Annotated in this window: 12 protein-coding genes; 6 read left to right on the forward strand and 6 right to left on the reverse strand. The window is 43.5% G+C overall.

The window, feature by feature from the left end; translation table 11 throughout:
• Window positions 1-61 precede the first annotated feature (61 nt).
• From arsB to RQM65_RS06535, 4 genes are all read right to left on the reverse strand, one after another.
• On the reverse strand, window positions 62-1099 hold the full coding sequence (gene arsB / locus RQM65_RS06520; protein ID WP_314013563.1) for an ACR3 family arsenite efflux transporter: 1038 nt from the start codon (window positions 1097-1099) through the stop codon (window positions 62-64).
• 2 nt (window positions 1100-1101) lie between these two features.
• Complete coding sequence (locus RQM65_RS06525) at window positions 1102-1734, reverse strand: arsenate-mycothiol transferase ArsC (protein WP_314013564.1); 633 nt, start codon at window positions 1732-1734, stop codon at window positions 1102-1104.
• A gap of 21 nt (window positions 1735-1755) precedes the next feature.
• Window positions 1756-2223 (reverse strand): DUF6428 family protein, encoded by a 468-nt coding sequence (locus tag RQM65_RS06530; RefSeq protein ID WP_314013565.1) that lies wholly within the window; start codon window positions 2221-2223, stop codon window positions 1756-1758.
• A 61-nt stretch (window positions 2224-2284) separates the two neighbouring features.
• Window positions 2285-2617 carry an ArsR/SmtB family transcription factor gene (locus RQM65_RS06535; protein WP_314013567.1) on the reverse strand — a complete coding sequence of 111 codons (333 nt, stop codon included), beginning with the start codon at window positions 2615-2617 and terminating at the stop codon, window positions 2285-2287.
• 511 nt (window positions 2618-3128) lie between these two features.
• Between RQM65_RS06535 and RQM65_RS06540 the strand changes: the two genes are divergently transcribed.
• The gene (locus RQM65_RS06540) at window positions 3129-3383 is read left to right on the forward strand and encodes a hypothetical protein (protein ID WP_489753096.1); all 255 of its coding nucleotides are present in this window, start codon (window positions 3129-3131) and stop codon (window positions 3381-3383) included.
• 33 nt (window positions 3384-3416) lie between these two features.
• On the forward strand, window positions 3417-4064 hold the full coding sequence (locus tag RQM65_RS06545) for a hypothetical protein (protein WP_314013569.1): 648 nt from the start codon (window positions 3417-3419) through the stop codon (window positions 4062-4064).
• Between the two features lie 229 nt (window positions 4065-4293).
• Here RQM65_RS06545 and RQM65_RS06550 read toward each other — a convergent pair whose 3' ends face one another.
• Together RQM65_RS06550 and RQM65_RS06555 are read right to left on the reverse strand one after the other, a co-directional pair.
• Complete coding sequence (locus RQM65_RS06550) at window positions 4294-4647, reverse strand: tyrosine-type recombinase/integrase (protein ID WP_314016797.1); 354 nt, start codon at window positions 4645-4647, stop codon at window positions 4294-4296.
• Window positions 4644-5114, reverse strand: a complete 471-nt coding sequence (locus RQM65_RS06555) for an Lrp/AsnC family transcriptional regulator (protein ID WP_314013571.1) — start codon at window positions 5112-5114, stop codon at window positions 4644-4646. The genes RQM65_RS06550 and RQM65_RS06555 overlap by 4 nt, the downstream gene beginning before the upstream one ends.
• A 225-nt stretch (window positions 5115-5339) precedes the next feature.
• Between RQM65_RS06555 and RQM65_RS06560 the strand changes: the two genes are divergently transcribed.
• The 4 genes from RQM65_RS06560 (at window position 5340) to RQM65_RS06575 (ending at window position 12985) form a co-directional block, all read left to right on the forward strand.
• Entirely contained in the window at window positions 5340-8627 is a 3288-nt protein-coding gene (locus tag RQM65_RS06560; RefSeq protein ID WP_314013573.1) for a SusC/RagA family TonB-linked outer membrane protein, read from the forward strand.
• An 11-nt stretch (window positions 8628-8638) separates the two neighbouring features.
• Entirely contained in the window at window positions 8639-10222 is a 1584-nt protein-coding gene (locus tag RQM65_RS06565; RefSeq protein WP_314013575.1) for a SusD/RagB family nutrient-binding outer membrane lipoprotein, read from the forward strand.
• Window positions 10223-10326: 104 nt separating this feature from the next.
• On the forward strand, window positions 10327-11421 hold the full coding sequence (locus RQM65_RS06570) for an alkaline phosphatase family protein (RefSeq protein WP_314013577.1): 1095 nt from the start codon (window positions 10327-10329) through the stop codon (window positions 11419-11421).
• Window positions 11422-11503: 82 nt separating this feature from the next.
• Complete coding sequence (locus RQM65_RS06575) at window positions 11504-12985, forward strand: amino acid permease (RefSeq protein ID WP_314013579.1); 1482 nt, start codon at window positions 11504-11506, stop codon at window positions 12983-12985.
• Window positions 12986-13074: the final 89 nt, after the last annotated feature.

Below are 13074 nucleotides of genomic sequence, written 5' to 3' on the forward strand. Positions count from 1 at the left end.
CCACGCGAATTTACGATGGGTATTTTCACTGCTATATGACCAAAATCATCTAACGTTCATTTTATGTTAAATAGTATTTCTTCCGTAGCCAAAAGGAAACCCTGACTAATAGAATCAATGCCGGAACCTCCACCAATGGACCGATTACACCCGCGAAGGCTTGTCCCGAATTCAATCCGAAAACTGCAATGGCGACCGCAATGGCCAATTCAAAATTATTTCCCGCTGCGGTAAATGCTACGGAAGCTGTCTTGTCGTATTCCGCGCCCATCGCCTTGGTGAAGAAAAAACCGATGATGAACATTAACGTAAAATACATAAGTAGCGGTACGGCAATAATAAGAACGTCCATCGGGATTTCTACGATTAATTCCCCTTTTAACGAGAACATCACTACAATGGTAAATAATAGGGCGATCAATGTCATCGGCGAAACAATCGGAATGAACTTTTGAGTATACCATTCCTCGCCTTTGAGTTTTACTAAAATCAATCGGCTTAAAACGCCCATCAAAAACGGAATACCCAAATAAATAGCCACGCTTTCGGCAATCGTTCCGATTGAAATGTCAACGATGGCTCCCTCAAATCCAAAATATGGGGGAAGCACGGTTATAAAAATCCAAGCATAAAAGCTGTAGGCAAAAACTTGAAAAATACTATTTAACGCTACTAATCCGGCACCGTATTCGCTACTGCCCTCGGCGAAGTCGTTCCAAACCAAGACCATCGCAATACAGCGGGCCAGACCGATCAAAATCAGTCCGACCATATATTCAGGATAATCTCGCAAGAACGTAATTGCCAAAATGAACATTAAAACGGGACCGATTATCCAATTCAGAATAAGTGAAATCGAAAGGATTTTTATGTTACGGAAAACCTTGGGCAACAAAGCGTAGTTCACTTTCGCCAAAGGCGGATACATCATTAAAATTAAACCAATAGCGATCGGTACATTGGTTGTTCCACTATTGAACGAATTTATAATATCGGGAAATGTTGGAATAAAATATCCAAGCCCAACGCCGATTGCCATGGCGACAAATATCCAAAGCGTCAGGTTTCTGTCAAGAAAGCTTAATTTTTTGGTTGTCATTTTCAAGAATTGATTTGAGAAAACACATAAAATAGTTCGGTTGCGATCTGAAGACTTCTTTCGTTGTATTTTTCGGCTTGCTGCGGTGTATTATCAAAAGCCTTTGGGTCTTCGAAAGTTATGGGAATTCGTTTTTCGGCCCCTGCAACAAAAGGACATGCTTCATTTGCCGAATCACAAGTCATGATCGCTATGAATTGGGATTTGGGGTTAAAGGCATCATCCAGTTTTTTTGAAAATCCAATTATTGGATGCTCGTTATCGGAATATTTAATACTGTAAATAGGATTCTTGCCTTCGGAAAGCGATTTGATTTCAAAACCAGAATTTCGTAACGTTTCCGCCGCCATTGGGAAAAGTGCCGTGCTTTCCGTACCGCCTGAATAACAGAAGACATTTTTGATATTGAAATGGTAGGCCATAGTTTGTGCCCAAACTTGTGACAAATGGCTTCTGCGTGAGTTATGGGTACAAATGAAGTTGATACGGATTTCTTGGTTATTTGAAACTTTTGACTGGATAAATTCGGTAAGCGGTCGCAAAAGGCCCTTGCGGTCATCCGGAATAGTTTCAGGCTTTAAATTCTTGATTTGCTTCGCTATTTCTTGAAATATGGTCGGTTTTGTCGTTGTCATTGTTTTTGAAGTTATATTATTCTAGCAACAATTCCCACCCGGTGTACAGCAGGGTTCATTATTTACATCGGATAGTTTTACCCTCGGTTTTTCCGCAGGAATAACACATTGATCTTTTGCCAGACAATCGGTATGTTTCGTGGTCAACAAGAAATGTTGCCCGTCATAATCAAGTCCGAATTTCCCGATGGTTTCTGATTGATGTTCCAATTCGATTTCCAGGTCTCCAATGCCCAGAACTTTCTCTGAAAGCTCAATGATTTTCGTCAATTTTTCGGGATGCAATCTATGGTCATAATCGTTCGCGTTCCAAAGTTGGAAGTTCACGACTTCTTCATTACGTACCGTTCCGCCACAATCGATGAAGTGTTTCGTGATTTTGCCTACTTCGGTAACATGAAAGTGATTGGGTACCAACGTACCGTCCGGTAGTTGAAAGGTAATGGTTTCCAATTGATTTAACTTTGATTTGATTTCTGAGAGTTTCATATTTTATTTTTTGTTCTAAGTTTCTTTAATCGCAATAACACGATTAATTGATTCAAATTTTTTAACAACAATCTTCGTTATTGGAAATGTCTTGATTTAGGAATTGCGACATTGTTTTTTTCATTTTCGTCCAATTTTCGGTGTTGATACAATAGCAAACGCTTGTTCCTTCTATCTTTCCTTTTATCAGGCCCAAAAACTTAAGTTCCTTTAAATATTGGGAAATTGTCGGTTGTGCCAATCCGATTTCATCCACCAAATCTCCGCAGTAACAAGCATCTATCTTAAAAAGTTGCTGTAAAATAGCTACTCTGGCAGGATGTCCAAAGGCCTTTGCGAACAAGGCAATTTCATTTTGTTGGTCGGTAAACATTTCGGTTTTGGCCAGTCCCATTTTTCTTTATTCCTTCATTGCAATATTACGATTAATGATTTATTATGCAAAATATCTATTACCTAAACGAAAAAAAATGTCAGCCCTAAAAAATTCCATTGATAAAATTGCTGTCTTCGTCGAGTCAAATTCCCACAAAGTCTATTTCACTTTTGTATCGATTCAATCCGTTGAATATTTCGTCTAAATTTCATTGAATGGCTAAATAATCATGAAGCAACTCATCATTTTGGAGTTCGCCTTCCTAACAAGTTCCCTGCAAGCACAGGAGCCTACCGTTTCCCCCCAAAAGGCCTAGACCTTGGAGGAGTGCATCCCCTATGCCCTGGAAAACAACATCACCGTAAAACAGGCGGAACTGTAAAAGAACGGTACGGAAACCGATTATATGGCGGAGAAATCATCAAGATGGCACGATCTGTACGCCAATGCATCCTAAAATCTGACGAACGGTAATTACATAGACCCTATTACCAGCGATTTTGTCTCCCAGCAGATCAATGCAACCAGTTTGGGGCTGAATTCCCAAATAACCCTCTTCCAGGGAAACCAGATCAACAACCAGATCAAGCGAAGCAAATTTTTGGTAGATCAATATTCTCTTTTCGAAAAAGAGGCCAAGAACGATATTACCTTGGGCATTACCGAAAGTTATATCCAATTGCTGTACGCTGCAAAAAACGGGCATAGTATACACTGCGGGCGGGTTAAACTGAACCACCCGGGGCGGGCCAAAGTGAGCCACCAAAAAATCGATTCTATTTGAGTGTTGCCATTTGTTGTTTTGTAAAAAAACAACATGGCGAACAAACAGATAGACATGCGAAAGGCAAAAAGGATTTACAAACTACACGGAGAGGGTGCCAGTAAACGGCGTATCAGCAAAGAACTGGGCATCTCCCGTAACACGGTAACCAAGTATATCGACTTCTTCAAGCGATATAAGCTGACGGCCTATGAGGTGTCGGAGATGACCCTGGAGGAGATCCACAGGCTCTTCAAGGCGGACCAAAAGCCCAAGAGCGATCAGCTGAAGACCCTCGAGAAGTATTTTCCCTATTTTGACAGGGAGCTTCGCAGGACGGGTGTTACCAAGCAACTGTTATGGGAGGAATATTACAGGCAGCATCCCGACGGGTTCAAACTATCGCCGTTCAGGTACTGGTACCGCGAATGGGCAAAGGAAACCTCCCCCGTAATGCACTTTACCCATAAGGCGGGCGACAAGCTGTTCATAGATTTTTCGGGCAAGAAACTCAGCATAACGGACAGGCATATGGGCGAGATCCAAGATCTCGAGGTATACCTGTGCCTACTGGGCAGTAGCCAGTACACCTACGTAGAGGCCTGCGCGAGCCAGAAACTGGAGGGCTTCATGCGCTGTACCGAGAACGCACTGTGGTTCTATGGCGGGGTTCCCCGTGCACTGGTGACCGACAACCTATAGTCGGCCGTTACCAAGAGCAGCCGTTACGAACCCAAGGTCAACGAGACCTTCGCCGATTTTGCCGAGCACTACGAAACGGCCGTACTGCCCACGAGGGCATATAGGCCGCGGGATTATGTGCACAAAAACATTATGTAAACTTTAGATCGTAACCTATTGGCTCACAGCTAGGATATGCCCATTTTATTTACATAATGTTCCGATGGCCCTATCTGCCCAGACGCTCGAGTCAGTGAAGGAGCCCGTTGTCCCTTTGCCAGGAAGGAAGTCCATCATCGTCGGGTGCCAAGGAGGTTGCGTTGATCGCCTCGAGCTTCTGTTGGTTGTCTATCCTCGCATATATCTCCGTTGAAACGACGGACCGGTGCCCCAGAAAGTCCCGGATGCAGATCAGATTGATCCCGGACTTCATCATGAGTATCGCCTTGGAATGCCGCAACGAGTACGGCGTCATACCTGCAGGTATAAGTTTGGCATCGATCTTCCGGACACTGCCGGCATACTTTTTGACCATGGCGGATACACCCATCCTGGACAGTTTCCCGTGCCTTCCGTTCCCGAAAAGGGGATATTCGTTGGCTATCGTTCAAAATCAAGAGGCAAACTTGTGGTATTCACTACTTCCTTCATCACGAAGTAACTTTCCATTTGGCGTATGCTCTTGATGGCCGCCAATTTTTTAAAGTTAAATTCATGATAATGATCAATATCTTTCGTGTAAACCTTTAGTTGAAAATCAAATGCCCCTGTAATATGTAAACATTCAACTACTTCCGGAATCTTCTTGATTTCATTCATAAAGTTCTGAGCTTCCGTACCTGAATGTTTTTCGATGCTCACCATAACCAATACCATGACATTTAAACCGATTTTTTTCCTGTTCAATAAGAACACCTTTTTCTGTAGAAGCTTAGATGCGTTCAGTTTCTTAATTCGCTCATACACAGGTGTGACGGTAAGATATGTAGCCTCTGCAATCTTTTTATTACTAATGTTGGCGTTTTCCTGTAAAAGCGACAATATTTTAATGTCTTTATCATCAAGTTTCATTATTCAGTAGTTTTAAACTAAAAACTTTATTATTTTGATAGGGAACAGAATAAATATAGTGTTTTATTAGTCGTATTTCAGTTTTATTTCTAAAAATTAAATTTTACAAGGATAAATATATCGTATAAATCAATTTTACGGTATATTCGTACGGATAATGCATCAAATATCAGTATTAAACTATCTACTTGAATTGATCGATTAACCAACTAAAACTCTATAGCCATGAGAACATTATTTATACACAGGGAATGCGAGTCTTTCCTAACAGCATTCTTTTTGAAAATAAAGCTCACGACAGTTTTAGCAGCTGCTACTTTGATGCAAGTTCACGCTATTGGGGTAGCCGGTGAAACGTCAGGAAGTAACTTGGATATCGATAATGTTGTTCTCGAAATTGCTTTGAATCAACAATTTGAGGTCAGTGGCACGGTCTTAGACCAAGCAGGTCAGCCGTTACCTGGTGCAAATGTTCTCGAAAAAGGCACTTCAAATGGGGTGCAGACCGATTTTGATGGCAATTTTTCACTGATGATAGCCAATCAGAATGCTACATTGGTATTTTCATATATTGGTTTTACGACAAAAGAGATTCCTGTAGCTGGTCAGACAGACCTAAAGATAATTTTGAAAGAAAGCGCAACTGGATTAAGCGAAGTGGTTGTTACCGCCCTGGGCATCAAGCGCGAAAAAAAATCCTTGGGCTATGCCTCCCAAGAATTGGACACGGAAGAGGTTACCTCTGCTAGGGAGCCCAATTTACTGAACGGTATTTCAGGCAAGGTAGCAGGACTTCAAATAACGAACAGCCCTTCCGGCGTAGGAGGCTCGGCAAGAGTTTCTATCAGGGGCGATGCCTCTTTGAACATAAACGGAAACTCACCTCTGTTCATTGTAGATGGTACCCCGATTAGTAATGAAATCGTAGGTTCCTCCGGTTCGGGCACCCAAGATGTTGATTACGGCAACGGAGCATCGGAAATAAATCCTCAGGATATAGAATCGATAAACGTACTGAAGGGGCCAGCTGCGGCGGCTCTATATGGCTCACGTGCCGCAAACGGTGCGATTATTATCACTACAAAAAAAGGCAGCAGTAAAAATGGAAGACTTGGCATTTCAATAAACTCAGGAGTAACTATAGAAAGCGTAATGATGATGCCGGACTGGCAAAATGTATATGGTCAAGGAAATAGTGGGCAATTTGCTTTTGTTGACGGTAGTGGAGGTGGCACTGCCGATGGTGTTGATGAGAGTTGGGGTCCAAAGTTGGACACAGGCCTATTGATACCTCAATTTGATTCGCCACGTACCGACGGCACCCGAGGTGGAGATTTAGTGAGCGATGCACCGATCACCGCCACCCCGTGGGTCTCCAGGCCCGACAATACCAAAAATTTCTTCAATACCGGATTTACGAAAACCAACAGCATTGCGATTTCGAAATCAGGGGATTTGGGTAATATCCGTTTTTCCTACCAGAATTTAGATCAGGAGGGCATCGTTCCAAATACCGATCTCAAAAGAAACAGTTTCAGTTTGAGCAGCGGTCTGAACCTGACCGATAAGGTAACTATAAATTCGAATATCAACTATATTAAATCCGATAGTGGAAACAGACCATCTATCAGCTATGGTACCGAAAGCGTCATGTACCTTTTTATATGGTACGGACGGCAATTGAATACGGATAGTCTAAGAGATTACTGGATGGTCGGCCAAGAAGACCAACAACAGTTCAACTACAACTACAATTATCATGACAATCCCTTTTTCAACGTATATGAGAACACCAATTCACAGGATAAGGACAGGGTTTATGGCAATGTAAGCATGAACTATAAGATCGATGAAAATTGGAATCTCATGCTTCGAACGGGAAGGGACTTCTATAGCGAACTCAGAGCCAAAAAACGTGCTTTCAGTACCCAGCGTTTCCCTTTGGGCTATTACAGGGAGGATGATGTATTTTTTGAGGAATCAAATTCTGATTTCCTGTTGTCCTATGACAAAACTTTCAATGAAAAATTTAACATTAACATTTCTGCGGGAGGTAACCAGATGCGACGTAATCAGGATTATAAGCAGACAGTAGCTCCCGAACTTATCAATCCGGGAATCTATTCCTTCAACAACACTCGCAGGCCCTTAGAAGTATCGGTCAACAATACCGAAAAACGCATAAACAGTCTATACGGTTTCGCCCGTTTCGCCTACGACGATATGCTATATCTGGATCTAACCGGAAGAAACGATTGGTCCAGCACATTGCCTACGGACAATAACTCCTATTTTTACCCTTCCGCAACATTGAGTGCCATTACCAACGACATTTTTGACATGCCGGAATTTGTTTCCTTTGCCAAATTCAGGGCCGCCTATGCAGAGGTGGGAAACGATACCGATCCCTATAGACTGGCCAGCTTCTTTACCAATGAAACACCTTTTGGCGATAACCCGGTATTGACCGAATCGCGGTTAATACCGAACGCTGATTTAAAACCCGAGATCACCTCATCCTATGAGTTCGGCGTGGATCTACGTTTGTTTCAAAGCCGAGTCAACCTCGATGCGACCTATTACGATGGAAGGACCAAAAACCAGATCATTCCCATTAGCACCGATATTTCCAGTGGATATACAAGCAAGCTCATTAATGCGGGGGAAGTCCGCAATTATGGATTCGAAGCCATTTTGAACCTGGTTCCGGTGCGTAACGATAATTTTACTTGGAACAGCATGTTCAACTTCTCCCAAAATAAGAGCGAGGTTACCGATTTAGGGGGCGTAAACTATACCTTGACCGAAAGAAATAATGTCTTTATTCAAGCTAGGGAGGGCGGTTCGATAAGTGCCATTTACGGTCGGGGTTTTCAAAGGGTCGAAGACCCGAACAGCGAATATTTCGGCCAGTTGATCATTGATAATAACGGTATTCCGTTACGTACCGATGATTTGGTCTATCAAGGCGATTATGCGCCCGATTATACACTTGGTATCCTGAACAGTTTTAAGTACAAAGCTTTCGATTTTGGCTTTTTGTTCGATATCAGGCAAGGGGGGATCGTTTCCTCTTTTACAAAGATCATAGGTTCCACTGCGGGACAGTTAAAAGAAACGCTGGAAGGGCGGGAGACGGGAATAGTGGCGGAAGGAGTACAGGAAACTTCACCGGGCGTATTTTCGCCCAACACAATCAATGTCGATGCCCGAACCTACAATAACCGTTTTTACGAACGGGACAATATAGAAGCCGCCAAATATGACGCCTCCTATACCAAACTGCGAGAGGTTACTTTAGGGTATTCGTTACCCGAACGTTTTATGGACAAACTCCCTATTTCGAAGGCCCGATTTTCCCTGACGGGAAGGAACCTATTGCTTTGGACGGAAAACCCTCACTTTGATCCCGAAACCTCCGCCCTTGCCGGGGGTACTTTACAACCAGGGATTGAAAACATGTCCTATCCCAGCACCAGGTCATACACCTTTAACTTACAAATTGATTTCTAATACCAAAGAATATGAAAAACATACAGAAACGGACCGGAACATTTTTCATTGTGCTATTGGCGGTAGTAACTTTTTGGGGTTGCACTGAAGACTTTGAAGAAATCAATCAAAACCCGAATTTCCCAGAACAGGCCTCACCGGAGCTTTTATTGCCGGGCGTCATCCGCCAAATGGCTTATAACTGGGGCGATCAGGGATGGGATGAAGGTTTTACGGTGGTACAGTACGGCGCTAGGCTTCAGTTCACTTCTGGAGATAGATACAACTGGTCGCCCACGAACGACCCATATTTCGATGCTTATGACAGTATGCGAGACGTGGAAAACATTCTAAGGGAGACTAAGGAAAATCCGAATTTGCAGAATTATTACGGAGTAGGCCTAATCGTAAAATCGTGGATATATTCCTACTTGACCGACGCCTATGGTGCCGTACCATATACGAATGCCACAAAAGGGATTAGTGAGGGTAACATTACCCCGGAATTCACCCCACAGCAGGAAATATACAGCGGAATTCTTGCGGATCTAAAAAGTGCGAATCAGATTTTAACGGGTATGGACAATATTTCAGGAGATATTCTCTACGGCGGTGATGTGAATAAATGGCGGAAATTTGCCAATTCACTGCGACTAAGACATTTGATGCGGATAAGCAATGTAGATAACCAAACCGCGGTAGCTGGTATGAACGAGATAGTCAATGACCCGGATACCTACCCTGTTTTTGAGGGTAATGAAGATAATGCCGCCGTCCAATGGAATTCGGACGACCCCCAACCTAAATTCGAGACCCGTTCCGGAAGCTTTGACGAAGTTAGGCTGAGCTTGACCTTGGAAACGCGTCTAAAGGAATTGAATGACAGACGTTTGATCGTATACGCGCAGCCTACATCCGCATCGGGAGAAGGTATTTATTCGGATAATTTGGATGACTACGTAGGGATGCCCAACGGGTTGGACGATGCCGCTGCACTGGCCTATAGTCCGTCCGGGAATCCGGCCGAGGCAGGTTCTAATTACATCTCCCGTTTGGGAGTTTTGTTGACTTGTCGGGCATGCGACGAGGAAAATGCTTCCCCTACGGCCTCACAGACCATACTAATGGATTATGCGGAACTTCAATTTATTCTGGCGGAAGCGAGGGAGCGGGGTTTTATTTCCTTGGGGGAGGCCGGACAATATTATGAAAAAGGAATACGAGCGTCGTTTGGCTATTATACCGATAGGATAGTCGCAGGGGGTTGGAACGAAATAGCGGCCAATCTTCAGAGCTTTGATCTTGATGGCTATATTGCCCAGAACGATGTGGTTTACGCAGGATCTACGGCTGAAAGGTTGGAAAAAATTGCCCTTCAAAAATGGATTTCGCTTTTTTACACAGGTTTTGAAGCGTGGTCCGATTGGCGGCGGACGGGTATGCCAGAAATTGTACCCGGTCAAGACGCCGCCAATAACGGACAAGTTCCCGTGCGGTTCCTGTATCCCAATGAAGTTAAATCCACCAATAATGCGAACTATCAGGAAGCCGTAAACCAAATTGGCGGAGATGATTTAAACACCAGGCTTTGGTGGGATACTACGGATAGCAACTAACACCTTGCTTACTATTGATTGAGAACCCTTTTGAGTCTTTATCGAACTCTGCCTGTAAAGCGCAACCTATTTTTTTTAAATTAAAATTCTGACACACCCTGACCATGAAAATATTCTTTGCAACGTGTATTTTGTTTTTTAGCAGCTTTCCACTGTCCGAATTACAAGCGCAGACCAATGACAACCCAAAGGTCATTTTGATAACCTTGGATGGATTTCGTTGGCAAGAGCTGTTTTCCGGAGCGGATTCCCTGCTTATCACGAACCAAAAATATGTTAGCGATACTACAGATTTGAAAAATAAGTATTGGCATGGAACAGCAACGAAAAGAAGGCAGAAATTAATGCCTTTCGTTTGGGATTGGGTTGAGAAAAATGGGCAGTTACACGGGAACAGACGGCTGGAAAGCAAAATGAACCTCACAAATACCCATTGGTTCTCCTATCCAGGGTATAACGAAATATTGACGGGGAAAGCCGATGATAAAAGGATTTCAAGCAATGATAAGATAGACAATCCGAATATGACCATCTTGGAAAAAGCGAATTCTACTCCCGAGTATAAAGGAAAGGTCAGTGCCTTCGGTAGCTGGGACGTTTTCCCATACATTATCAATGAGAAACGCTCAGGGGTTCCGGTGAATGCAGGGTTTGAAGCAGCTCGAGGCACCGATTTGACCGAAAAGGAAAAGTTTTTGAACCGGATGCAAACTAGGGTCCCAAGTCCATGGGGCTCAGTGCGTCTTGACGCCTTTACCCATGGATACGCCATGGAACAAATGAAAAAAAACCATCCCGATTTAATTTACATTGCTTATGGGGAGACGGACGACTTTGCACATGACGGAAATTATCAGGCCTATTTGGAGTCGGCACACAGAACGGATGGTTTTATTGAAGAATTGTGGCAGTTTGTCCAAAGCGATCCCTATTACAATGGCAAAACCACGTTCATTATTACCACGGACCACGGGCGCGGAACCAATCCTTTAGAGACGTGGCAACATCACGGAGATGACGTTAAAGGAGCGGATGAAGTCTGGGTTATAGCTTTCGGGAAAGGAGTGGCAGCAAAAGGAGAGATTACTGCAAATGAACAATTATATACGAACCAGATCGCAGCGTCCGTCACAAAACTCTTGAACATGAAAACAAACCAAGACGAGATGGGCCCAGAGTTTGAATTCTTAGACTATTAAATATTTTTTAATTACCGGTCGGGTCAAAATCCGATTTCCAAAATCAATTCCATAATCGACCATTAATTTTTAAACCACCAACATGGCAAAAGGCGTGAAGTATAAGAAAATGGACAAAAGCTACTTTGAGTCCAGAGAACTTAAACGCCATGCAGGGGTCTGGTCACTTTGGGCCCTTGGTGTGGGTGCAGTCATTTCAGGTCATTTTTCGGGATGGAACCTTGGTCTGGCTTCCGGTGGATGGGGCGGTATGTTCGTTGCCACTATTTTGGTGGCATTAATGTATGTCGGTCTTACCCAAAGTGTCGCCGAGATGTCGCCCGCCCTGCCGCATACCGGAGGGGCCTATTCGTTCGCAAGATCGGCAATGGGCCCTTGGGGCGGTTTTTTCACCGGCTTGGTCGAAAACCTGGAATTTATTTTGACCCCAGCGGTAATCGTCTTCTTTCTCAGCCATTATATGTCCGGCATCTTCGGAACCACTCCTGAAATGCTGCCCTTCTGGTGGTTTGGCTTTTACTTGGTATTCACCGGTCTGAACATAGTGGGCGTAGAGATGTCTTTTCGCTTTACCGTGGCACTAACATTGTTGGCATTAGCCTGTCTTATGGTCTATTGGGTATCGGCTGTAGGGAGTGTGGATTTTACCCGGTACGCATTGGATATAAAAGCAGGAGCGAACGCTCAAGCCGAACATTTGGAAGGTGGCGGAGGGGAAATGTTTCCATTTGGTCTGTCGGGGGCCCTAAAGGCGATGCCTTTTGCGGTTTGGTTATTTTTGGCCATTGAGCAGTTACCATTGGCGGCCGAAGAATCCATGGATCCGGAAAAGGACATGCCTAAAGGACTAACCTATGGCATTATAACATTAATTATATCTGCATTTTTAATGTTGTGGTTAAATGCTTCGACTCCTCTAGGGTCATATGCATTATCTCAATCGGGAGAACCTCTGTTAGACGGTTATAAGGTTTTATTCGGCGACAATATTGCCAAAATCCTGGCTCTTGTAGCCTCTATTGGATTAATAGCATCTTTTCATACTATAATCTTCGCGTTCGGGAGACAAATCTATTCCCTGTCGAGAGCCGGTTATTTTCCAGTATTTTTTTCCGTCACACACAGTAAAAGAAAAACCCCCTATACAGCCTTGATTTTAGGTTCTGCCATAGGATTCGCAGTTTTGTTGATAACACGGTTTCTGGCAGGTGAGGAAAGCGGAGTATTCATAGGCGGAGCCTTACTGAATATAGCGGTTTTTAGTGCAATGTTGTCTTATATCCTGCAATGTGGGTCGTTCATTTTACTGCGAAGAAGAAAACCTGATATGGAGCGACCTTACGTAAGTCCGCTCGGTAATCTTGGGGCATGGGTCACTATTTTTCTGGCCGCCTTGATTATTTATTTTCAACTCCAGGACAAGTCCTACAGAACGGCGGTGTTCATTGCCATGGCGTATTTGGCAATTGGGCTGATATATTTTGCAATGAGAGGCAGACATCGTCTAATTCTTTCCCCTGAGGAGGAATTTGCGCTGGAGCATGGAACCAAAAAAAACAACTAAATTAAAGTGCTTGAGAAAAATTAACCCGTTATGGGTCGATTTGTCCCATTTTAGCAAACCACGGATAGTATGAAAAAAATGAACCAAGA

It is taken from the genome of Pricia mediterranea, from assembly GCF_032248455.1.
Classification (GTDB): domain Bacteria; phylum Bacteroidota; class Bacteroidia; order Flavobacteriales; family Flavobacteriaceae; genus Pricia; species Pricia mediterranea.

Coding starts and splice junctions, on each gene's coding strand:
- RQM65_RS06535 (WP_314013567.1), bottom strand. CDS start 2,617: ATGGGACTGGCCAAAACCGAAATGTTTACCGACCAACAAAATGAAATT.
- RQM65_RS06530 (WP_314013565.1), bottom strand. CDS start 2,223: ATGAAACTCTCAGAAATCAAATCAAAGTTAAATCAATTGGAAACCATT.
- RQM65_RS06560 (WP_314013573.1), top strand. CDS start 5,340: ATGAGAACATTATTTATACACAGGGAATGCGAGTCTTTCCTAACAGCA.
- RQM65_RS06525 (WP_314013564.1), bottom strand. CDS start 1,734: ATGACAACGACAAAACCGACCATATTTCAAGAAATAGCGAAGCAAATC.
- RQM65_RS06555 (WP_314013571.1), bottom strand. CDS start 5,114: ATGAAACTTGATGATAAAGACATTAAAATATTGTCGCTTTTACAGGAA.
- RQM65_RS06570 (WP_314013577.1), top strand. CDS start 10,327: ATGAAAATATTCTTTGCAACGTGTATTTTGTTTTTTAGCAGCTTTCCA.
- arsB (WP_314013563.1), bottom strand. CDS start 1,099: ATGACAACCAAAAAATTAAGCTTTCTTGACAGAAACCTGACGCTTTGG.
- RQM65_RS06575 (WP_314013579.1), top strand. CDS start 11,504: ATGGCAAAAGGCGTGAAGTATAAGAAAATGGACAAAAGCTACTTTGAG.
- RQM65_RS06565 (WP_314013575.1), top strand. CDS start 8,639: ATGAAAAACATACAGAAACGGACCGGAACATTTTTCATTGTGCTATTG.
- RQM65_RS06545 (WP_314013569.1), top strand. CDS start 3,417: ATGGCGAACAAACAGATAGACATGCGAAAGGCAAAAAGGATTTACAAA.